The organism is Granulicella sp. L60, assembly GCF_009765825.1.
Taxonomy (GTDB): domain Bacteria; phylum Acidobacteriota; class Terriglobia; order Terriglobales; family Acidobacteriaceae; genus Edaphobacter.
The window spans coordinates 89,705-111,702 of the sequence record NZ_LMUR01000020.1 but is presented as its reverse complement, the minus strand read 5'-3'; the positions used below and the strand labels follow the sequence as shown (position 1 = coordinate 111,702).

The 21,998-nt window shown below is 55.9% G+C and carries 22 protein-coding genes; 11 read left to right on the top strand and 11 right to left on the bottom strand.

Annotation, left to right across the window (positions count from 1 at the left end):
- Nucleotides 1–7: 7 nt before the first annotated feature.
- Nucleotides 8–1,681, bottom strand: a complete 1,674-nt coding sequence (gene lnt / locus GSQ82_RS19005; protein WP_158793878.1) for an apolipoprotein N-acyltransferase — start codon at nucleotides 1,679–1,681, stop codon at nucleotides 8–10.
- A gap of 64 nt (nucleotides 1,682–1,745) precedes the next feature.
- On the opposite strand from lnt, the gene GSQ82_RS25395 reads away from it, so the two are divergent.
- The 3 genes from GSQ82_RS25395 to GSQ82_RS18995 all read left to right on the top strand — a co-directional run bounded on the left by GSQ82_RS25395 (nucleotide 1,746) and on the right by GSQ82_RS18995 (nucleotide 4,808).
- Complete coding sequence (locus GSQ82_RS25395; RefSeq protein ID WP_256370102.1) at nucleotides 1,746–1,877, top strand: hypothetical protein; 132 nt, start codon at nucleotides 1,746–1,748, stop codon at nucleotides 1,875–1,877.
- 132 nt (nucleotides 1,878–2,009) lie between these two features.
- The gene (locus tag GSQ82_RS19000) at nucleotides 2,010–4,412 is read left to right on the top strand and encodes an APC family permease (RefSeq protein WP_158794216.1); all 2,403 of its coding nucleotides are present in this window, start codon (nucleotides 2,010–2,012) and stop codon (nucleotides 4,410–4,412) included.
- Between the two features lie 132 nt (nucleotides 4,413–4,544).
- Complete coding sequence (locus tag GSQ82_RS18995) at nucleotides 4,545–4,808, top strand: hypothetical protein (protein ID WP_158793877.1); 264 nt, start codon at nucleotides 4,545–4,547, stop codon at nucleotides 4,806–4,808.
- Nucleotides 4,809–4,898: 90 nt separating this feature from the next.
- Here GSQ82_RS18995 and GSQ82_RS18990 read toward each other — a convergent pair whose 3' ends face one another.
- Both GSQ82_RS18990 and GSQ82_RS18985 read right to left on the bottom strand, forming a co-directional pair.
- Nucleotides 4,899–5,537, bottom strand: a complete 639-nt coding sequence (locus GSQ82_RS18990) for a class I SAM-dependent methyltransferase (protein WP_174243118.1) — start codon at nucleotides 5,535–5,537, stop codon at nucleotides 4,899–4,901.
- 20 nt (nucleotides 5,538–5,557) lie between these two features.
- Nucleotides 5,558–5,977: a polymer-forming cytoskeletal protein gene (locus tag GSQ82_RS18985; RefSeq protein WP_158793876.1), complete on the bottom strand. Its 420-nt coding sequence runs from the start codon at nucleotides 5,975–5,977 to the stop codon at nucleotides 5,558–5,560.
- Nucleotides 5,978–6,132: 155 nt separating this feature from the next.
- Here GSQ82_RS18985 and GSQ82_RS18980 point away from each other — a divergent pair, with 155 nt between their 5' ends.
- Nucleotides 6,133–7,104, top strand: a complete 972-nt coding sequence (locus GSQ82_RS18980; RefSeq protein WP_216847125.1) for a hypothetical protein — start codon at nucleotides 6,133–6,135, stop codon at nucleotides 7,102–7,104.
- 29 nt (nucleotides 7,105–7,133) lie between these two features.
- Here GSQ82_RS18980 and mazG read toward each other — a convergent pair whose 3' ends face one another.
- Entirely contained in the window at nucleotides 7,134–7,985 is an 852-nt protein-coding gene (gene mazG / locus GSQ82_RS18975) for a nucleoside triphosphate pyrophosphohydrolase (protein WP_256370101.1), read from the bottom strand.
- Between the two features lie 67 nt (nucleotides 7,986–8,052).
- Between mazG and GSQ82_RS18970 the strand changes: the two genes are divergently transcribed.
- Nucleotides 8,053–8,271, top strand: a complete 219-nt coding sequence (locus GSQ82_RS18970; protein ID WP_158793874.1) for a DUF3311 domain-containing protein — start codon at nucleotides 8,053–8,055, stop codon at nucleotides 8,269–8,271.
- A gap of 78 nt (nucleotides 8,272–8,349) precedes the next feature.
- On the opposite strand, the gene GSQ82_RS18965 is transcribed toward GSQ82_RS18970, so the two are convergent.
- Nucleotides 8,350–9,114 carry an OmpA family protein gene (locus GSQ82_RS18965; RefSeq protein ID WP_158793873.1) on the bottom strand — a complete coding sequence of 255 codons (765 nt, stop codon included), beginning with the start codon at nucleotides 9,112–9,114 and terminating at the stop codon, nucleotides 8,350–8,352.
- Between the two features lie 284 nt (nucleotides 9,115–9,398).
- On the opposite strand from GSQ82_RS18965, the gene uvrC reads away from it, so the two are divergent.
- Nucleotides 9,399–11,384: an excinuclease ABC subunit UvrC gene (uvrC, locus tag GSQ82_RS18960; RefSeq protein WP_158793872.1), complete on the top strand. Its 1,986-nt coding sequence runs from the start codon at nucleotides 9,399–9,401 to the stop codon at nucleotides 11,382–11,384.
- Nucleotides 11,385–11,402: 18 nt separating this feature from the next.
- Here the strand turns inward: uvrC and GSQ82_RS18955 are convergent, their stop codons facing one another.
- A complete protein-coding gene (locus GSQ82_RS18955) occupies nucleotides 11,403–12,293 on the bottom strand; it encodes a neutral zinc metallopeptidase (protein WP_158793871.1) in 891 nt (296 codons plus the stop codon).
- Between the two features lie 230 nt (nucleotides 12,294–12,523).
- On the opposite strand from GSQ82_RS18955, the gene GSQ82_RS18950 reads away from it, so the two are divergent.
- A complete protein-coding gene (locus tag GSQ82_RS18950) occupies nucleotides 12,524–13,879 on the top strand; it encodes an APC family permease (protein ID WP_158793870.1) in 1,356 nt (451 codons plus the stop codon).
- Here the strand turns inward: GSQ82_RS18950 and glgA are convergent.
- Entirely contained in the window at nucleotides 13,876–15,324 is a 1,449-nt protein-coding gene (gene glgA, locus GSQ82_RS18945; RefSeq protein ID WP_158793869.1) for a glycogen synthase GlgA, read from the bottom strand. The two genes, GSQ82_RS18950 and glgA, sit on opposite strands and share 4 nt — an antisense overlap.
- A 72-nt stretch (nucleotides 15,325–15,396) precedes the next feature.
- On the opposite strand from glgA, the gene rsmA reads away from it, so the two are divergent.
- The gene (gene rsmA / locus GSQ82_RS18940; protein WP_158793868.1) at nucleotides 15,397–16,215 is read left to right on the top strand and encodes a 16S rRNA (adenine(1518)-N(6)/adenine(1519)-N(6))-dimethyltransferase RsmA; all 819 of its coding nucleotides are present in this window, start codon (nucleotides 15,397–15,399) and stop codon (nucleotides 16,213–16,215) included.
- 33 nt (nucleotides 16,216–16,248) lie between these two features.
- Here rsmA and GSQ82_RS18935 read toward each other — a convergent pair whose 3' ends face one another.
- The 3 genes from GSQ82_RS18935 to GSQ82_RS18925 form a co-directional block, all read right to left on the bottom strand.
- Entirely contained in the window at nucleotides 16,249–16,953 is a 705-nt protein-coding gene (locus GSQ82_RS18935; RefSeq protein ID WP_158793867.1) for a hypothetical protein, read from the bottom strand.
- On the bottom strand, nucleotides 16,950–17,459 hold the full coding sequence (gene ruvC / locus GSQ82_RS18930) for a crossover junction endodeoxyribonuclease RuvC (protein ID WP_158793866.1): 510 nt from the start codon (nucleotides 17,457–17,459) through the stop codon (nucleotides 16,950–16,952). The genes GSQ82_RS18935 and ruvC overlap by 4 nt, the downstream gene beginning before the upstream one ends.
- Nucleotides 17,460–17,535: 76 nt before the next feature.
- Nucleotides 17,536–18,306, bottom strand: a complete 771-nt coding sequence (locus GSQ82_RS18925; RefSeq protein WP_158793865.1) for a thiazole synthase — start codon at nucleotides 18,304–18,306, stop codon at nucleotides 17,536–17,538.
- 402 nt (nucleotides 18,307–18,708) lie between these two features.
- Between GSQ82_RS18925 and GSQ82_RS18920 the strand changes: the two genes are divergently transcribed.
- Nucleotides 18,709–18,930, top strand: coding sequence for a DUF3185 domain-containing protein (locus GSQ82_RS18920; protein WP_158793864.1), 222 nt, complete (start codon nucleotides 18,709–18,711; stop codon nucleotides 18,928–18,930).
- A 16-nt stretch (nucleotides 18,931–18,946) separates the two neighbouring features.
- Here the strand turns inward: GSQ82_RS18920 and GSQ82_RS18915 are convergent, their stop codons facing one another.
- On the bottom strand, nucleotides 18,947–19,222 hold the full coding sequence (locus GSQ82_RS18915) for a metal/formaldehyde-sensitive transcriptional repressor (protein ID WP_158793863.1): 276 nt from the start codon (nucleotides 19,220–19,222) through the stop codon (nucleotides 18,947–18,949).
- 215 nt (nucleotides 19,223–19,437) lie between these two features.
- Between GSQ82_RS18915 and GSQ82_RS18910 the strand changes: the two genes are divergently transcribed.
- Together GSQ82_RS18910 and GSQ82_RS18905 are read left to right on the top strand one after the other, a co-directional pair.
- Nucleotides 19,438–20,850, top strand: coding sequence for a carbohydrate porin (locus GSQ82_RS18910; RefSeq protein ID WP_158793862.1), 1,413 nt, complete (start codon nucleotides 19,438–19,440; stop codon nucleotides 20,848–20,850).
- Between the two features lie 116 nt (nucleotides 20,851–20,966).
- On the top strand, nucleotides 20,967–21,935 hold the full coding sequence (locus GSQ82_RS18905; RefSeq protein WP_254061777.1) for an A24 family peptidase: 969 nt from the start codon (nucleotides 20,967–20,969) through the stop codon (nucleotides 21,933–21,935).
- Nucleotides 21,936–21,998 lie beyond the last annotated feature (63 nt).

Genomic DNA, 21,998 nt, shown 5'->3' with positions numbered 1-21,998 from the left:
ATGAGCTTTAGTTTACGGCAAACCGGCGGTGCAGGCTGAAGGCCAGCCCGAGTGCAGTAACAAGCGCGCACGTATAGGCAAAGAGATCGCCGTAAGTAGAGTAGAAGGTGAGATCGTGTTCGTAGGCGAAGTGGACGCGAATGCTGGTGCGGCTGTGGCGCGGCGCGGCGGCGCGTACGCGGCCGAAGGGATCGATAGCAGCGGTGATTCCTGTGTTGGTGGCGCGAAGAACCCAGCGATGATTTTCGATGGCACGCATACGGACCATATTAAGGTGCTGCCATGGAGCGCTGGTATCGCCGTACCATCCGTCGTTGGAGATGTTGATGAGAACGTCGGCTCCCTGTTTCGCATAATCGCGAATCTCGTCGGCGAAGATGGACTCATAGCAGATGAAGGTGCCGTAGGTATGGCCACCGGTGGTGAAGACGCTGCGTCGCGTACCGGGCTCAAAGGTGCCTACCTCGTTGAGCAGATTTTTCGCAAAGAAGAAGAGTTCTTTGTAAGGGACATACTCCCCAAATGGGACGAGGTGCATCTTGTCGTAGTGGCCGGCGAAGGTCCCGTCTGGCGTGACAAAGGACGCACGGTTATATGGGATATAGCCAGACTTCGTGGACGCACTTGGCTCGAAGCCAATATTACCTGCGATCACAGGAGCTTGAGCGGTGCGAGCGAGGGATGAGATCGCGGCACGGAATTCCGGATCGGTATCTTCGAAGGGCGCCGGAGATTCGGGCCAGACGATGAGATCCGTCGGAATGGTCACGGGAGATCTCGGGTCGGTCTCGTCGGTTGAGTCGCTTCGCCGAATGATGCGGACCGACGGGGTAGAGACCAACTCCGGGATCCCCAGGAGAAGCGTCGCGGAGGGGTGGAGGCTGAGATAGGAGAAAGATTCGAGGTACTGGCGGGTAGTAGGTTGTGGCCCGGTGTTTGCAGCGCCCACTTCGATGTTTTCCTGAACGAGGGTAGCTGTGGCCGTCGTGGGCTCGCTCTTAGGAGTTGCAATGAAGCGCAGGCCGAGGACGTAGAGAACAAGGATAGTAACACCGGTAGAGGTAAGGATCGGACGGGTGAACCGGCGCTCGCGGATCCTGATACGAACGAGGAAGAGGGCGTTCACGGCGGCGATGACAAAGGAGAGGCCGTAGGCGCCGGTGATAGCTGCAAGACGTATAAGCAGAGGGTTATCGACCTGAGCCATGCCTAGCAAGTCCCAGGGTAGCCCGGTGATGCGGGCGCGGGCCAGTTCGACTGCGACCCAGGCGAATGGAACAAGCAGCAAAGCACCCTGTCGGCCAAAGCGAACCCGGAAGGCGGCGACAAAGGCTCCGAATAACGCGTGATACAGGCCAAGGTAGAGGCTGAAAAGGACGAGGATCCCTGCAGCGATGGGCTTGGCCAGGCCGCCGTAGAGATACATCGTCTGGTAGATCCAGTAACAATTTCCCATGTACCAGAGGAAGCCACAAAGATAACCGAGAGCAGCTCCCTGCCGAACGGTAAGTGGATTTCCAGCCTTGCTGTTACCAAGAAGCGCCCAAAACAGTGGCAGGAGTGCGATCCAGCAAAACGTAGTGCGCCAGAGAGGCGTGGGACCCGCAATCGGAAAGGGGAGAACCTGGAGAACGCCGGATAGTGCGGCCGCAGCCCAAAGCCGAGGAGAAATGAGTCGCATCGCGTCTGAAGTCTACCATTGAGTTATCAATGGACAGCGACTTCAGAGATACAATCAATGGGGTATGGATCTCGTAATTCACGTTATTGCAAAGATAGTGGTGCCACTATTCTTTCTCGGAATGGCGGGTTCCGCAGTGGTGATTGTGATTAGTTTTGCAGAAGATCTGAAGGAGTTGCTTGAGGATGAAGATTAGCCATTATCGGCAAAGTAATCTGATCTTGTCAGCGGGCATCGACAGGCTTCCACTCAGAACTAAGAGTGACCCTTATGACTCCGGAGTTACTCGGTGCCACATCCGGAACACATTCCTGAACAACAAACCATAATGGCATCCAAACAAACTATCTCTCTGCCGCAATCAAACCGCGTTCGCCTCGTGGTGGCGTCGTCGGTCATGCTTACTTTCATCTCGTTCTGGCGAGCGGCGGCGATCGTTCTGAATGACCTTGGCTCTTCGGCCTTTTATGCGGGTGGCATTGCAGAAGAAGCTGTGGGTAAAGCAGCGCCGTGGTTCATTTTGGGCGTGATGCTGTTCAGCTTCGCGGTGCGTGCAGTTTACGTCGAAAGCTGCAGCATGTTTACGCGCGGAGGCGTGTACAGAATTGTAAAAGAGGCGCTGGGGGGGACGTTCGCCAAACTGAGCGTCTCGGCTCTGATGTTCGACTACATTCTTACAGGACCGATCTCCGGTGTCTCTGCCGGACAGTACATCGTTGGTTTATTGAATGAACTATTGCGACTATGTGCTGCGCATCACTGGCTGAGAGTACTCGTAATGCACCCGTCCGGAGTGGCGCGCCAACTTCCGGTAAATGGTACTTCAGCCGCAATAGCAGGCCTCATCACAGTTTATTTCTGGTGGCAGAACACCAAAGGTATCGAGGAGTCCAGCGATAAGGCCCTGAAGGTCATGAAGATTACGACAGTGATGGTCGTGATCCTGCTTAGCTGGGGGATATTTTCGGCGATTCACCTTGGTGTGCACCTTCCTCCGTGGCCTACGCCGAATAATCTTCACTTCAGCAATGATGCGCTAGGTTTTCTGAAGCATTTGGGTTTTGCGAAGTCGCTCGGATTATTCGGCGTGCTCATGGCCTTTGGGCACTCTGTACTGGCGATGAGCGGCGAAGAATCACTGGCGCAGGTGAATCGTGAGATCGAACATCCCAAACTGAAGAACCTGAAGCGCGCTGCAATAGTCATTGCAATCTATAGCTTCATCTTTACAGGCGTCGGTACGCTTCTGGCTGTCATGCTGATACCCGATTCGGTCAGAGTACCGGTCTACCGCGACAATCTGATCGCAGGCATGGCCATGTACATGGTCGGGCCTCTGGCACTCAGAATTGGTTTCCGTGTCTTTGTCGTCATCGTCGGCTTTCTGATCCTCGGTGGTGCGGTGAACACGGCGATCGTAGGTTCCACTGGCGTCTTAATGCGCGTAGCCGAAGACGGCGTTTTGTCGGATTGGTTTCGTAAGCCGCAGCGTAAGTTTGGAACCAGTTATCGCATCGTCAATCTCGTCGCCGGGCTCCAGATGTTTACGATCATCGCCACTCGCGGCAACGTAATCATGCTTGGCGAAGCTTACGCATTTGGCGTGATATGGAGCTTCACATTCAATGCCCTTGCCATGCTGGTACTAAGGTGGAAGTACAAGGGAGAGCGCGGCTGGAAGGTACCGCTGAACCTCAGAATAGGCAAGACGGAGATTCCGCTTGGCCTGCTCTCGGTATTTCTCGTATTACTTACAACCGCGATCGTAAACCTATTTACCAAATCGGTGGCGACAGTAAGTGGAGTCATCTTTGCAGCTACTTTTTTTGTCATCTTCTCCCTATCAGAGAGAGACAACAAACGGCGACACGATCTAACAACGATGCAGATGAAAGAACACTTTCAGTTAGAGCATCAGGATAACGTCGGACGTGAGGCGCTGGATATTCGCCCAGGTGCAGTCGTAGTCACGATGCGCGATTCTGCCGCTCCGTTTGCGCTCAAATGGGCCCTGACACATACAAATACCGAGGAGCAAGATCTGGTTGTACTGGCAGCGCGAATGATGGGGGCGGGCGGGCCAGAGTATGTCGATGCATCCGAACAATTATTCAGCGAACACGAGCAGATGCTCTTTACCAAGGCCGTCTCTGTTGCAGAAAGCTTCGGGAAACATATCTCCCTTCTGGTAGTTCCCGCAGGCGATATCTTTTCCGCTCTGGTGCAGACGGCCAACTCACTGGAAGCTGCAGCGGTAGTCTCCGGACTATCTACAAAGCTCACGGCAGAGGAGCAAGCCTACCACGTTGGTCAGGCCTGGGAGGCTCTCCCTGAGCCAAAGCGGCAGTTTACGTTTTATATCGTCAAGCCGGACGGTGCATCTCTAAGCTTTCACATTGGACCGCACGCGCCGACGATTGAACCACATGAGGTCCAGCTAGTGCATCGTCTCTGGCTAAACCTGCGGCGTTCACCTGATATGCAGGATCTTCACCATAGCGACATCCTGGCTTACGCTCTGACACGTGTGGCGAGCGAGTTCGCAAGAGATAAGCAAGGAACTCTGCGTGACCTGCAAAAGTGTATCGACGAGACTAATCATCGCCGCAGGCTCGGGGATTTGCGACATGAAGAGTTGGATGAGGCTGGACCGGGATATGCAATTCGAAAGCCGCGTCCAGAGATAATAAAAGATAAGGACAGTGATAGTAATTTCATAAAGATTGATTAGAATTTCGACTTACATGTTATTTGCATGATGCTAGTTACTTCTGTATGGTCGAAAGTAGTATTTGTTAATACATTTTTAGGCAGCCCTCTATTCTGAGCGATTTAAACTGCCTATGCCAACTGGAGGCAACACATGGAAGTAAGCCGTATTATCGCGGAGATCGACGCTCAAATTCTCAAGCTGCAGCAGGCACGCGCTCTGTTGGCTGGTACGCCTGCCGCAGTAACCACGCAGCGCAATGGCCGCGGCCGTCCAAAGGGAAGCAAGAACGCCGCAAATGCAGCACCAAGCGCAACGGCGCGTAAGCGCAAGTTGAGCCCTGAGGGCCGCAAGCGCATCGCCGATGCGATGAAGAAGCGCTGGGCTGACCGCAGAAAACAGAACCCAAAGGGATAGTTAGCCCTTACGAGATAAAAAGCGCATACGCCTGAGTCACAGCGTATGCGCTTTTTATTGTTCTTTTATTAGATTAAATGCTTCGCTAGATCATCGGGTGATGATCACTTCGCGCAGACTATCCTTTGCCAGGAAGAAGCGGTAGCTGCTGAACTGGCTCAGCATATTTTCGATCTTCCGATTGCTAAAGATATGAAGTAAAGGATAATTCCCTGCTCGCTGCATCTCTACGACCTCGGTTTCGGTGAGATGGTAGCGGCAGAACGGTGTGTCCGGGGTTGTCGTTGCATGGAAGAATGCAAGCATCAGGCCGCCAGGTTGTAGAACCTGATGAATGCGCGAGAATACCGGCTCAAGCAGCTGCTCAGGCAGATAATCTGCAGTATCCCAGAGGATAACGACATCAAACATGCGACCGGAAAAGTTTAGATTTGTTTCGAGAAAGCGTTCGACGTTGAAACCTGGCGGTTCGCCGGCTTCACCAGGGATCACCCATTCGGGCTTCGCAGCTTCTTCCACCACATTCGCCATATAGATACTGTGGCCGAGACTGGTGATGTAGTTGATATTGGTAGAGGACGTGGGTCCTATATCCAAGATGCGAAGCGAGTCATCCGTTCGCAGATGTTTCAATAACTCCTTCCATCCGCTCGAATGTCTCGATATACGTCCTGTGTCGTTTCCGCGCGTGCTGCCTGTGTTATCACTACCGCCGAAAAGGCTGCGCATGTGCCGCTTCCCTTTCTGGTCTATGCCCCTGGTTGTGTGAAGAGAGGTGCGTCCGCCCCAATTGGGGCAGATTCCGCGGAGGTGGGTGCCGACTTCGTTTGGCTCTCTACCACTGCCTTTAGTTCGACGCGCCCTTTGAGGATGGCGCTCTCTTCAATAGAGAGCCTGCCGGCAGAGATGTCGCCACCGACAAATGCAGATTGGCGGAGATCGACACGGCCGCTGGCCTGAATGTTCCCCGTGAGATGACCGAAGATGATGACATCGCGGACGCTGATATCAGCCTTGACGTGCGCATTTGGACCAATGGTCAGGCGACTTTCGCTAAGTGTAATCGTCCCTTCAATGTCTCCGTCGATGTAAAGATCTTCGTTGCCGGAGAGTTCTCCGCGGATGATAACCGACTTACCGATGACGGTGGAACCGTCTGCTGGCTTCATAGAATGCTGTTCTCCTTCGGTCCTGTTTGCTGCGAATGCGCCTTGCCGAACTATACCCAAGCTCATGCCGCGAGGCAAACGGTCAAACTTTGGCGCAGCGGGAACGTCTTACGTAAGATAGACAGAATGGTGACGCGTGGCAGAGGTGAAGATCTGTGAAACCTGCAGGAAAGGCCTGGGAGCCTGGTCGCTGCTGCACGGTCTGGTACAGAAAAGCAGCGGCGCCACGTCGGAGATTGAGGCGATGGACCCTCGTCACGCTATCTCTTGCGTTGGCAAACATGGTGGGAAGTTCACTCGTGGATGCGCAGAATACCCTAATCGCGAAAGATAGTGTAGGCACCCCGCTATCACCCACTCCCCCGCTCTCTTTGATACAGGATGCAGCGAAGAACGAACTGATTGCGCTTCATCACACTAACTCTTATCTGCGCTATCGGATGCGTCTCGTGAACGAAAAGGGCGAGCAGGTCCGCGACCTCGTGGAAAGTAGAGATGGAACTGTCGCGAGATTGATCCTTAAAGATGGAAAGCCACTTACCTCAGAGCAGGATCAAGGTGAGCAACAGAGGCTGAACGATATGATTGCTTCGCCATCAGCCTACGCCCGGCACATCAAGAATGGCGACTCTGAAAAGAAGATCGCAGATAATCTAGTGCCTCTTATGCCAGTTGCGATGCTTTACAGTTACGTCCCGGGACAACCTCAGACAGGTCGCAGCAACGGCGCGCAAGAGATCGTGCTGGACTACAGACCCAACCCAAAGTTTGCTCCTCCTAATACAGAGGCCGAGGCGCTGACTGGACTTACGGGCAGGATCTGGATCGATGCGAAGACCCATTATCTGGTCCGAATGGAAGGCACCATCTCGCGGCCAGTGAACTTCGGATGGGGAATGCTGGCTCACATCTATCCGGGAGGCTCGCTCGTTCTCGACCAGACAAATGCTGGCGGTGACCGCTGGATCTTCACACACTTTTCTATGCGACTCAGCGTTCGTGCGCTGATGGTCAAGACGATGAACGTCCACTCCCAAATTGAGGCGAGCGAATTCCAAACGCTGCCTCCACTGAGTTATCAGGACGCGATACATCTTTTACTGAGTACTCCCGCTCCATCCAAATAAACTTCTCAGTTGCGCGGGCAGGTAGGGATTCATATCCCTGGCGTCGCTCCCGCGGTCTTCTTCGCCTGATTCCAGAGCACGTCTAGCTCTGCAGGCGTGCGCGTCGCCATAGCGTCACTGCCGCCCGCCACAGACTCCATAGCGGAGAAGCGACGACGGAACTTAGCATTGGAGCCTCGCAGGGCAGACTCTGGATCAATTTTGAGATGACGAGCGAGGTTCACAACGGTGAAGAGAAGATCGCCTAATTCGGCGTCGATCGCTTGCTGAGACGGTTCAGTTGCTACCGGTGCGAGCTCTGCTTTCAGCTCTCCAATCTCTTCCTGAAGCTTATCGAAGAGCCCATGAGAGTCCGGCCAATCGAAACCCACCTTTGCCGCACGCGAGCCCAACTTGGACGCCTCCAGCATCGCCGGCATACTACGCGGAACATCGTCGAGCATCGAAATTTGAGAGAGTGCGGAGGCCTTGTTTTCAGTCTGCTTGATCGCCTCCCAGTTCCGCAGAACAGCCGCCGAATCCGCGACTGGGGCTCCGGCAAAGATATGCGGGTGTCGGCGGATCAGCTTGGCATTGAGATTCGCGGCAACGTCTTGGATGGTGAAATAGCCAGCTTCAGAGGCCATCTGCGCATAGAAGAGCACCTGAAGGAGCAGATCACCCAACTCATCCTTTAGATCAGGCCACGCCCTGCGCTCAATCGCATCGAAGACTTCATATGTCTCTTCGAGCGTATGTCTTTTTATGGAGTCGAAGGTCTGCTCGCGGTCCCAGGGACAGCCGTCAGGAGCGCGCAGCTTCGCCATGATGGCAATTGCCTCAGCTATGGGATCTTGCTGCGTCGCGTTCGGCTCGGAGGAGTCTGGCATCGGCTCAATCATTCTTAAACTCTACGCGATGAGAGATGAGTTTTCATGCAGGCTGTAAATCCGGTATGCTGTCCTGCATATGGCGATTGAAACGAGATCGACAACAAGCCCAACCCGACGCAGAAGCCGATGGGTCCTTCTGCTTGTGCTGCCGTATCTCGGCCTTTGCTTTCCGCAGATCTACGCCCGCTCGACGCCAGCGTTGTGGGGTTTTCCGTTTTTCTATTGGTATCAATTTGCCTGGGTCATCGCCGCCTCAATCCTGCTGGCAGTGGTCTATAAAAAGCTGAAAAACTAAAAATATCCTGCGCAATGAAAGTTCATTGCGCAGGATATTGGTGGACGGCAAAAGGATTTATTTTCGAAGGGCGATAATCTACTGCATCTGTCCATTGGGAGTTGCAGAGCTGCCAGAGACTGCCGGAGCCGCGCCCATATTGGTCATCAGTTTGATATCGACACGGCGATTCTTTGCTCTGCCTGACGCTGTACTGTCACTCGCTACCTGCTGATCCTTGCCAATCCCAATAAGATAGAACTTATGTGGCGGGATGTTGTACTTTGCTTGCAGGTAATTGACCACCGCGTCGGCGCGACGTTGGCTTAGCTGATAGTTGTAGTTCGCATCGCCTACGGAGTCTGTCCCGCCGGTCACTTCGAGGATATAACCGCGTGTACCATTCAGGTTCCCCGCAAGGTCGTCAAGCTCCTTCTTGTCGGATGCGGTTAGCACTGACTTGTCAAAGCCAAAGGTGACCGTTACATCGGATAGCTGCTTGTAGTTATCAAGATTAGCGACTACGCCACTTAAGCTATCGACTCGGTTATAAGCCTCTTGAGCAGATTGATTGGCTGAGTCTGCAGATTGTCCGGCAGCGAGAGCATGCTGGTCTGCTGTGCTCGCTGCACCCTGTGCCCCAGCAATCCCCTTCTGAGTGCGCTCATCGGTGTCGACGATGTTTCGGTGATCGGCAGCAGTCTTTGTATCCAAATCATTCGTCTGCTGAATAATCGGGGCGGTCTGTGAACGCACATAATTCTTACTGGAACAACCAACCGTACATGCAATGACCAGAGCGCTGGCAAAAGCAACAAAGAAGGTAGTTTGAATCTTCGTCAGGATGTAGGCCTTGGAGCTCATTGGTTTCTCTCTCCTAATTTATTCTTTCTATCGTTTTGTTTCTAAGTCCAACTGCTTCAACGTCTTCAACACAGAGATTAGAGCAATTCAAAAGCCAAACCACTTGCCCCAGCAACTATTTTATTTTCAACACTATAAAGCAGATATACGCACCCTGGATATGGGTGCCATCTCATACATTGGGAACTTTTGATCTATTAGCGCGTCAAATCTACCGAGCAAAGATATGCACACGGCGCATCGTTTGAGGTGCGTCTACACTGAACCGGGCGCTGACTTTAAGCATGGATCTCCACCAGAAAATTCGAACTATACCGACCCAGCCTGGCTGCTATCTCTATAAAAATGCCGATGGCGAGGTGATCTACGTTGGGAAGGCAAAGAACCTTCGTGCGCGTGTGCGTTCGTATTTTCTTGCAGCGTCCCAGGCCAACGCCAAGACCGGCTCCCTCATGCGCGAGGCTGTCGATGTCGAGTACATCACGGTCGCGAACGAGCACGAAGCTCTGGCTCTCGAGAACAATCTCATCAAGCAGAAGAAGCCTCGCTTCAATATCCTTCTGCGCGACGACAAGACCTATCCCTACATCAAGCTGACGATGAACGATCGCTACCCGAAGGTGTTCGTCACACGCAAACTGCGCAAGGATGGAGGAGCATACTTCGGACCGTACTTCCCGGGAAACCTCGCCTATCGATTGGTCGACCTGATCCACCGGAGCTTCCTTATACCTAGCTGCAAGGTCGACCTGTCGCGCTACCACCCGCGCGCATGTCTGCAGTACTACATCAAGCGCTGCCTGGGACCATGCCTGGAAGGGCTCACTACGCCTGAGAGCTACCGCGAAACCATTCGGGACGTGCAGCTTTTTCTTGAAGGGCGTCCGAATGAACTGGAACAGTCCCTGACCAAACGTATGGAAGCGGCTGCGGAGGCGGAACAGTTCGAGCTTGCGGCGCGACTGCGCGACCAGATCGTCACTGTCCACCAGATGCAGGACAAGCAACGCATCGCCACCACCGACAACGAGGATGCAGATGTCTTCGGCTATCACTATGAGAACGAGATGCTGGCCGTGAACCTGTTCCACATGCGTAACGGAAAGATCGTCGACCGGCGAGACTTCTTCTGGGAGGAGTTGCCCGAATCTTTGCTGGAAGCCATCACCGAGACCATATCCGAGATCGATGAATTGGAAACAATTCCACGCATAGAACCAGACCCGTCGATACCTGCTCCCGAGATCGGCGAGGGAGTTCCGGTCGTCCAGCACTCCGCAGTGTCGGAGTTGGGTGCTGCCTTCAGTCCATCTGCATTCTTCTCCGCACTGCTGAAGCAGATCTATCTCGACCAGAGTTATGTGCCACGATCCATCCTTGTTCCGGTCGAGTTCACCGATCGTGCGCTACTGGCTGATATTCTGACGGAACGTGCAGGCAAACGAATTGAGATTCTCGCGCCACAACGCGGGGAGAAGCGCTCGCTTGTCGATCTCGTCTGCCAAAATGCGAAACAGTCCTACGATCAGCGTTTTCGCGTTCTGCAGCCGGGGATGAAGGCGATCCAGGAGGCACTTCAGGATGCTTTGACGCTCGAGGAGCTGCCGCGCCGGATCGAGTGTTTCGATATCTCACATATTCAGGGTGCGGAGACCGTAGCCTCGATGGTGGTCTGGGAGGACGGCGCGATGAAGAAGTCTGACTATCGCAAGTTCCAGGTTAAGACCGTCACCGGAGTTGACGACTTCGCCAGCATGCGCGAGGTCATCCAGCGGCGTTATAAACGACTACTGGAAGACAAGAAACCTTTCCCCTCGTTGATTTTAATCGACGGCGGTCTAGGCCAGCTCCATGCGGCCTACTCAGCACTTGAAGAGATCGGTGTCACACTGCAACCGCTTGCATCGATCGCAAAACGCGAGGAGATCATCTACGTCTATGGACAGGAGGATGAGCCAATTGTGCTAGATCGACGTTCCCCCGTGCTCCATCTGATGCAGAAGATTCGAGATGAGAGCCATCGCTTTGCCGTAACCTACCATCGCAAACGTCGCCAGATGCGCGACCGCGACAGTGAACTTCTATCCATTCCCGGCGTAGGCCCACGGACGCGGCAGCGACTGATCGAACACTTCGGCAGCGTGCGCGGAATCAAGCAGGCCGGACCCGACGCACTGACAGCAGTCGTCAATGCTGCAACGGCCGCGCGCATTCGCAGCTACTTCGAGGCCGAGGCATCCGGCAATGCCATACTTCCTGTACTGCAATAGTTCTTCGTAGACTCTGCTCTATGGTTGATTAGAAGAAGGAACCACGCCGCCAGTCTTGAATGTATTGCAGGCCGCAACAGTTCCCTGTTGCATGCCGCGTCGGAACCATCCCACACGCTGAGCAGAGGTGCCATGCGTAAAACTCTCCGGGCTGACTGCTCCTCGCTGCATCCGCTGTATATGGTCGTCACCCACTGCTGCCGCTGCCTGCATGCCGGCCGTCACATCGGCATCGTGAATGATATTGCGTTGCGCCGTCGTATGCGCCCACACGCCGGCGAAGCAGTCCGCCTGCAATTCGAGATCGACGGAGAGGCGGTTCTTCTGCGACGAATCCTGCGCGGAGAGACGACGCACCTGCTCTTCGATGCCGAGAAGATCCTGCACATGATGACCCAGTTCGTGGGCGATCACGTAAGCTTGCGCAAAGTCTGCGTTGCTGCCGCCCAGTCGCCTGAGTTCGTCCCAAAAACTAAGGTCGATGTACACCTTTTCATCTGCGGGGCAATAGAACGGGCCAGTCTGCGACTGTGCCACCCCGCAACCCGACTGCGTGTAGTTGCGAAAGAGCACAAGCTTCGAACGCCGGTAGTCTCTTCCTGTCTGCTCCGGCAGAAGTTTGGTCCAGGTCTTCTGCACATCATCCAGCGTCCAGGAGACAAGCTGCGCGGAGCGGTCTTCCTGCGGCGACGCAGAAGGACGGCCAGAGGGAGCGACGCTCTGCGATGGATGCGAAGCCCCGCCACCCGAAAGGTAGCTGCCTATGTAGTTCCTCCCGGTAACCAGGCTGATGATAAGGAGGAACAGCAGTCCAACGATGCCCAGGCCACCGCCTCCGAACCCTCCACCTCCAGAGGAGCCGCGCCGATCCTCAACGTCACCACTAAGTCCGCCAGGCGTCCAATCCATTGCTCACTCCATCGACTGTGCATTAGCTACTAGCGAGTTATACCGGAGTTGCGGCGAGAGGGAAAGTCTTGCGTATATCTCGCCAGAGCGTCGCCCGAAGATGGTTTCGCAAATAGGTAGCCGATTCCGAGAATGAAGACTTTGATAAGTTTCACCAAAGGCCTGCCTAAATTGAAGCACCTCATTTATCAGTACAGACCAGCAGCCGACGTGTTACTCTCCGTGAACCGATGCCCCAATTCAAGAGCGAACTACCCCGCGTTCTGAACGCGTCCCACGCCACTTCAATCGTTGTGGGAATCATTATCGGCAGCGGTATCTTCCTGGTGCCGCGCGAGATGATGGCTGCGGTCGGCTCGTCCCGCATGGTCTACGCGGTGTGGATCGTGGGCGGCCTGCTCTCCCTCTTCGGAGCGATGACCTACGCGGAGATCGCCGCAGCGCATCCCAACTATGGCGGCGAATATGCTTTCCTGCGCGAGGCATACGGCGACCTCACCGGCTTCCTCTACATGTGGACCCAGATCACCGTTGCGAAACCTGCATCCCTCGCAACCATCGCTGCTGGGCTAGCTCGTGTCCTCGGCACCTTCGCCATCTTCAGCGCATTTGCTCGTCCCGCGTTCGCGCATCTGTCGTGGGGACAGATCTTTGCCATTGCGATGACGTGGGCGATCGCCGGTCTCAACATCGTCGGCACCAGGAAGTCCGCCAATGTGCAACTTCTACTGACATGGTTGAAGGGCGCGTTGATCGTCGTCATCGCAGGATTCTGTTTCGGAGCAGCAGGCCATCACGGGTCGTGGCATAACTTCTCTACAGACTTTGCAGGAGCGCGCGGCGGCTTCTCCGGCTTCATGATCGCGCTCGTAGCAGCCTTGTGGGCTTACGACGGGTGGAGCGATGTAGTCACTATGGCGGGCGAGGTGAAGCGGCCCCAGCGCAGCATGCCGCTCGCACTCGTCGGAGGCGTCGCCATCGTGGGAGCGCTCTACATGCTGACCAACGCGGCGATCCAGTACGTCTTGCCGGCAGCTGCGATAGCCGCGTCGGATCGCCCTGCCGCAGACGCGATGCGGCTTGTCGCAGGACCGTGGGGAGCCACCCTCGTTTCGATCGGCATGGCCGTCAGCATCGGAGCGACGTTCGTGGGGTCATCCCTCTCCGGTGCGCGTGTTCCATTCGCAGCCGCTCGTGATGGCCTGTTCTTCAAGCAACTCGCCCACGTCCATCCAAAGTTTCAAACGCCATCCACGGCGCTTATCCTTCAAGCCGTGCTGAGCTCTCTCCTGCTTCTCGCCATCGGGAGATTTCAAGCATTATTCTCCCTCGCCATCTTTGGAGAGTGGCTCTTTTACGCCCTGACGGCAAGCACCATCTTCGTCTTTCGCCATCGCGACAAAAATGCATCCCGCCCCTACAGCATCTGGGGCTATCCCGTCGTACCTGTATTGTTCATCCTGGCTGCGGCTGTGCTCCTGGTCTTTTCATTCGCAGACCAACCGCGGAACTCCCTGACAGGCACAGCCATCATCCTGCTGGGAGTTCCGCTCCACTATGCCCTGCGTCGCCGACGCACAACCTAGCTGCGATTCTCAACCACACGTTCGTAGACCCGCACATACTCATGGGCAGGCTTATCCCAGGAAAAATCCTGCGTCATGCCGCGCCGCATCATCCGTGTCCACTCGTCCTTATTTTGGAAGGTGCCCAGCGCACGGTGAAGCGCGTCCATGAGAGCCGACGGGCTATAACCCCAGAACTTGAAGCCATTGCCGCCGCCAAATGGCTGCTCGTCGATGGTGTCCTCAAGTCCACCGGTAGCGCGAACCACGGGAACAGTACCGTACTTCAAGCTGTAGATCTGGTTTAACCCACCCGGCTCGTAGCGCGACGGCATAAGAAAGATGTCTGCACCGGCTTCGATCTTGTGCGCGATCACATTATCGAACTTCACCTGCACTCGAACCTTCGCCGGATAGCGGCTCGCCATCTCAACCAACAGGCGCTCATAGTACTCTTCCCCGTTACCAAGAATCACCAACACCATGTCTTCTTCCACCAGCTTATCCATGATGTCCACAATGAAGTCGAAGCCCTTCTGCGTCGCAAAGCGTGACACGACGCCGATGATAGCGGTGCTCTCACCAACGTCTTCGAACCCGAAGGCGTGCAGCAGATCACGTCGGCACTCTTTCTTGCCTGCAAGATTATCCGCAGAGTAATGCGCCGCGATATGCGAATCGACCAGTGGGTTCCACTCTTCATAGTCGACGCCGTTCAAAATCCCAAAGAGATCGCCACTACGTCTCCGAATTATGTCCTCAAGCCCATTACCAAACTCCGCTGTCTGAATCTCCTCCGCATACGTCCGGCTGACCGTCGTGATCGCATCGGAGTAGACGATGCCTCCCTTCAGGAAGTCCAGCGTGTCGTAGTGCTCGAGCTTATCGAGCGTAAACATGTCCCACGGCAGCAACAGCGTCTCTATCGTCTTCGGCGGAAACCACCCTTGATAGCCTGCGTTATGGATAGTCAACACGGCCGGAACATGGCGGAAGACGGGATCGAAGTAATATACAGAGCGCAGCAGCACAGCGAGCATCGCCGTCTGCCAGTCATGCACATGAAAGACATCCGGAACGCCAAGAACCTTCGAGGCTTCGATGACCGCACGGCTTAGCAGACCAAAGCGTTCGGCATTGTCAGGATAATCGCCTGAAGGTGTCGCATAGAGGCTCTCACGGTCGAACAGCTCAGGACAGTCAACGAAGTATGTCTGCACACCACCCGCTACGCCGCCATCGAGTATACGGACGAAGCGGTTGTAGGACGGGAACGGAATCGTAACGCTCTGCAGAGCAACGGGAGGGTCCGGCACGGCCTTCGCGACCTGCCTGTAGTACGGAATAAAGACGCTGACGCGGTGCCCAAGCTTAACCAGCGTCCGCGGCAGTGCGCTCACCACATCTGCCAGTCCGCCTGTCTTCGCCCACGGGGCACACTCCGATGCTGCAAATACGATATACATTCTGCCTTCCTCTATCTTTCCCGACAAACCGTTAGTCTATACAAGAGCACATCGATACATGCACACCATTGGATGCAGATGAAACATAAGCCAAAACTCGGGCAAAACTTTCTTGTGGACGACGCCGCCCGTCATGCCATCGTCGACGCTCTCGGCGATATTAGCAAGCGCACCATCATTGAGATCGGTCCCGGCCACGGAGCGATCACCGAGATCCTCGCCGGACGCTGCCACAGACTCATTGCTCTGGAACTCGATCGCGGGCTGGCAGCCGAGCTGAACTTTCGCTTTCGCGATCAACCCCAGGTCCAGATCATAGAAGCAGATGTTCTCAAGACTGATTTGCGAACCTTGGTATCGGAGGGCGAGACCGCGGATGTCATCGGCAACCTGCCCTACTACATCACCTCCGACATTCTGCTTCAGCTTTTTGCCGCGGGCAGCGCCGGCATCATCGCACGCGCCGTCCTCATGATGCAGCGCGAAGTCGCCGACCGCGTCTCTGCCGCCCCCGGTGTTCGCGACTACGGCCTGCTCTCTGCCACCGCCCAGATGAACGCGCAGGTCGATCACCTCTTCACCCTTCCGCCCTCCGCGTTCTCGCCCCCGCCAGACGTCTACTCCACCGTGCTTCGGCTCCACTTTCAACCTCGCTTCGCAGAATTGGATGTAGATCCCATCGGCTTCAATGCATTTTTAAAACGATGCTTCGCACAAAAGCGCAAGACGCTGCAGAACAACCTCCGAGTCGCCGGGTACACCCCTCAGCAACTCTCCGCGGCCTGGCCCGAGAGCATCCCACCACAGGCGCGAGCTGAATCACTCGGGCTCGAGCCTATGGCAGTCCTCTATCGCGCTCTATTACCCCCAGAACCTACTCGCGACTCTTAGCTTTTCGCACATCTTTGGAAGACAGGTCAACGCTCAGCGGCCTTCTTTTGCCTTTTCCAGCAACTGGACAGCTCGCAATCGCACCCGCTGCATCAGTGCCGTGTCATCGGCAAGAGAAGACAGCGTAGCAGAGATCGTCTCCAGTTCGAGCGCCCGTCCAGCCTCAACCTGCTCTGTCAGAAAGTTCATCTCTTCGTCCAGTCCAAGCCGGTCGTATCGATGCAGAAACTCCAGCTTGCGGCCTTCGTCCATGGTGTTCGCAATGGCAAGAAAAGTGTCGGTCAGCATTGCGACTGTTTTGTTTTCGGAAAAATTATAGGTACACGAACCTGAGCCATCCGCACCCGTGTAACTCAACGTCTTCGTGCCTGTATCCGCGATGTTCTTCGCTTTGGATGCGCACCCAACATTAAAATGATCCAGTGTCCGCGCAGCCGCAAATACTTTCGAAGCAGTGGCCGAACTCAAACCGATCGGGCGATCGATATGCTGCGCAGCCTCTCCCCGCATCGAACTATCCGTCGACGACCTTGCCGCCTGGTCCGCCTGATAGCTGCCCGTCCCATCCTCGCGAACTCGAAGAGCAAAGTGCGGAATCGGCAATCCAGCCCGGTCGAATTGAAAGCTCACCGATGGTTGCGATTTTGCAGAGCTGTCCGCCACAGGCTGCGCCGTCTGACCGATCCCAGAGGCCGTCAAACCCGCGAGCAGAACACCTCCGACCCAGACCACTCTCATCGATGCGCGCCCTGAAGTTCCAATGTCTGTGAGGTATGAATGTGACAGATCGCTATCGCAAGCGCATCCGCCGCATCGGCAGAATCAAACGCATCTTCCTTATCGAGCAGCCGCCTGATCATAAACTGCACCTGCTCCTTGCCTGCCAATCCATAGCCCACCACCGAGCTCTTGATCGAAAGCGGCGCATATTCGGCCACCGGCAGCCCGCAGGTAGCCGCAGCCAGCATCGCCACACCGCGAACCTGTCCCAACTTCAGAGCGGATTTAGCATTGGCCGAGAAGAAGACCTCCTCGATGGCGACGATCACCGGCTGATGCAACGAGATCAGAGCGGTCAACTCGGCGTATACCTGTGCCAGTCGCTGCGGAGTTTTATCTTTCTTGTTCAGCCGTATCGTTCCAGCCGCAAGGTGCACCAGGCGCGGCATCCGGGCATCGCAGTCCACCTCCACCACGCCGTAGCCGGTGAACTCCGTTCCGCAGTCGATACCAAACACACGCATGGGCGAAGTTTACTGCATTTCACTTCTTCTTCGGACTATCGAGATTGAGTCTGCCACCGACCGACAACAAAACGCCTCAGCGGGAAATACCCTCAAGCGGTGAGCTGGCCGTCGCATAAAGCTTCCGTGGCATTCTGCCTGCCAGAAAAGCCTGTCGCCCCGCCAGAACTGCATGCTGCATCGCCTCCGCCATCAACAGCGGGTCTTTGGCAGAAGCAATCGCCGTATTCATCAGCACCGCGTCGAAGCCAAGCTCCATCGCGACTGCCGCATCAGAGGCAGTTCCGACACCCGCATCCACAATCAGCGGAACCTCGGTGATTAGCTCCCTAAGAATCCGCAGATTCGCAGTATTCTGCAGACCCAATCCACTCCCAATCGGCGCGCCAAGAGGCATCACAGCAGCCGCACCGGCATCGATCAGCCGCTTCGCGAAGACGATATCGTCCGACGTATACGGCAGCACCGTAAACCCTTCCTTCACCAGTACGCGAGTTGCCTCAAGCGTCGCCTGAATATCCGGATACAGCGTCTGCTGATCGCCGATTACCTCGATCTTCACCCACTCCGACAGGCCAACCTCGCGACCCAGCCGAGCCGCGCGAATCGCCTCATCGGCGGTATAACATCCAGCCGTGTTCGGCAGCAGAAAATACCGTCGCGGATCGATAAAGTCCAGCAGTGACTCGCTCGTCCGGTCCAGATTGACCCGGCGCACCGCAACCGTCACCATCTCCGCACCCGAGGCTTCGATCGCAGCCTGGGTCTCCGCGCCGTCCTTGTACTTGCCTGTACCAACAATCAGCCGCGATTGAAAAGCTCTTCCAGCGATGACCAGAGGATTCATGGTTAATATCCTACCCGTTGCATACCGTTAAGATGCACCGAAGACGCAAACGGCTCGCACTCTAAAAAGAGCAGCGAGCCGTCTGGCGGTGAACTGTTGAGATTGACCTGAGGCGTCCATACTCGGACTTGGCCTCGGCTTGGACTTTTCTAACTACTAAAGACCGCCAGGACTAGAGCTATGGACGCTCTAAGCCTCAGTCACCTCACGTACTGTTGTGCAACTATTACTGTCAATTTTCATAGGCTGGACCATCCTCCTTTCCCGTGTAAAAGCAGATTACTCCACACGCCACTTGCAAGCAAGTGCAGCCGCTGCGGCACTCCCGTACATCCAGCCATCCCGATACCCGCATCACACCGCAAGTCGCCCGCTAGAAAATTGAATAGAAAGCTGCCACTCATGAAGCCAGCTACCATCGTCGGAATCTTGCTCATCATCCTTGGGATTATCGGTTACGCCACCGGAGGCCTCACCTTCACGCATGAAAAGAAAGTGGTGGACGCGGGCCCAGTCCAGATCTCTCACAAAACGCAGGACACTCTTCCCCTGTCTCCCATCCTCAGCACAGTCGCGCTCATCGCAGGCCTTGGGTTGGTCGTAGTCGGCGCAAAATCGAAGTAATCGTAGCCGACGTCTGCTATTTCAGGTATGCGCGCACAAGATCGATCAGATCTTCCCCAAGCTCTGGCGTCAACGGAGCGTGGCCGTCCTGCAGCAGGTGCAACCGAATGTGATCCTCAAGAACCTCTGCCATCAAGCCATTGATTCCACCCCGTACCGCTGCCAACAACATAAGCACATCGGCACATTCCTGCTCCTCCGACGCAAGTGCGCGCTCCACACTGTCCATCTGGCCGCGAATCCGCTTCACCCGATTCAGGAGCTTAACCTGTTCACGCTTCGTATGTGACATTTTTCATTGTCCTTAATACCCTATGGGGGTATCCTATTTCTGTCCGGGAGCCCACGGCAAAACACTGTGTTTAAAATCTGTATCTTCTGGATCAGACTGAGAAAGGCTGCCTTCACCTGATTGTTTGCTCCTCATTAACCTTCAGGCCTGAATATTACAGTTCGATGATACGAAAACTCATACAGAATCGGCGCAGCCTCGGCGCATGCGTGTTGATGATGATTGCTCTCAGGCCCGCAGTCGCACAGCAGGCTGTGGCAGGCTTCGACTTCGCCGCTGCCGACCGTCCCGACGCTCCCGTTCCCGCAGCCAAGACCGATGACGCAATGTTGACGATGTTTCCCCACTCAGATCAGACGCGTTACTTTATCGCCGGACAGGCAAACATCATCTTCCAGGCGCACGGTCCGTTCCACTCCCCCTATGAGGACTCCAACAGTCTCCTAAGCCGCGGCGAGTACAAAACCTCCCTGCTTGGAACGCTCTACCTGGGCGCTCAGATCATCAACAATCCGAAGTACAACCTCGACGGCATCTTCGATCTTGAATCCGCGGGAGGACGCGGCGACAGCGAGGCGCTCGGTCTCGCCGGTGCCCCAAATCTGGACGTCGTGCGCAATCCCAATCTCGGTTCCACGCCGTACGTCGCCCAGGTGCAGCTTCATCAGACCATCGGCTTCAGCAACACCATGGTCGATGCCGAGAGAACCCCGTTTTCGCTCGCCACTAAGGTGCCTGAGCGCCGGCTGGAGCTCCACGTCGGCAAGATGGGCATGCCCGACTTCTTCGACATCAACAACATCGGCACCGACAGCCATCTTCAGTTTATGAACTGGACCGTCGACAATAACGGCGCGTGGGACTACGCAGCCGACACCCGCGGCTACACCTACGGCGTCGTCGCCGAGTACTACGATAAAGACTGGACTGCACGCTACGGCATTGCAACGATGCCCACCGTCGCCAACGGCATCGACCTCGACTGGGACCTGCGCCGTGCCAGCGGCCAGAACATGGAGTTTGAGCTGCGCAAATCGCTCCTCGGCAAGCTTCTTCCAGCCGATCGCAAGGGGACCATCCGCGTTCTCAGCTACGTCAACCACGCCCACATGGGACTCTATCGCGACGCCATCAACGCCTATCTCGCGGGCGAAGACCCAAAGCCGGAGATCACCCTGCACGAGAAGTTCAGCGCAGTGAAGTACGGCTTCGCCTTCAACGCCGAACAGGAGATCACCTCCAACCTGCGCGTCTTCACCCGCCTCGGCTGGAACGAAGGACAGCACGAGTCCTTCGCCTACACCGAGGTCGATCAAACCATGGCGTTCGGCGGCGACTACTCCGGCCGTGCCTGGACGCGCCCTAACGATAAGATCGGTCTCAGCTTTGTCACCAACGCCATCAAGGGCGACCATCAGGAGTATCTGAAACTTGGCGGAAAGGGCTTCCTGCTCGGTGACGGAACCCTGAACTACGCTCGCGAGGACATCATCGAGAGCTATTACAACGTGCACACCTGGCGCGGAATCTACTACGCGCTCGACCTGCAGTTCATTGATCATCCCGGCTACAACCAGGATCGCGGCCCCGTTCTCTTCGAATCCGTCCGCATGCACGTCGACTTCTAGACCAGACACACACCTGGACTTTTTTGCGCAAAGTCTTCCATCGAGATAACTTATCCTCGGACTTCCAGCTTTAGGCCGCACAGCGGGCTTGGCCGCGCAGACCGTATACTTTCAACGTGGGCACCCCCGGCATCGTCCAATTCGCCGTTTTTTTCTTCGGCCTCCTCTTCGGCAGCTTCCTTAACGTATGCATCGCCCGGCTACCCAGAGGCGAGTCCATCGTTCGCCCCCGCTCCCGCTGCCCGCAGTGCGGCACCCCCATCCGCTGGTACGACAACGTTCCGCTCCTGAGCTGGCTGCTGCTGAGACGCCACTGCCGCGACTGCCACACCGCCATCTCGTGGCAGTACCCCGCCGTGGAGCTCGCCGTCGGACTCTGGTTCGCCTACGCCACAACACTGTTCTGGAACGCGGCCCAATTCCCTCCAACGTTCGGCCCTACCATTGTGGTCACGTCCCTGCCCGCCCCCACGGCAAGCCACATCGCGATCTACTTTCTCTCCGCCCTCGGCCTCGCCATCCTCGGCTTCCTTCTGATCGGTCTCATGGTCATGGACTGGCAGACCATGCGCCTTCCCGACGCCTTCACCCTCGGCGGCATCGCCATCGCGCTCTTCCTCATCTGCGCCCAAGCCATCTTTCTCGGCCCCGACGAGGACGAGATCCACCTCACCAAGCACAGCCTGCACCTTACCAGTCCCGGCGGCGTCACCGACCACGGCAACCTCTTCCTCACCGGCCCCGAGAATCTGATCTTCAGCCGCGTTGCCGCCGTCTGCGGAGCCGCCCTTCTGCTTCTACTCATCCGCTGGACCTATAAGGCACTGCGCCACCGCGAAGGCATGGGCCTGGGCGACGTGAAACTGCTCGCCATGATCGCGGCATTCCTCGGCTTCTGGCCGTCCGTCCTCTCGCTCTTCGTCGGAGCCTTAGCCGCCAGCCTCTACGGCGTCTTTTTGCTGGTTCGCGGCAGGGCCGGAGCGGCCTCCAAGCTCCCCTTCGGCAGCTTTCTCGCCATCGGCGGACTCATCGCCGCTCTGTTCGGTAACCGCCTTATCGACATATACACAGCATTCCTTCGATAGGCGTCACAACCGGCGGCCATTTGCTTGACACTTGCCAGACACAATCTTAGAGTCGAAGATGGC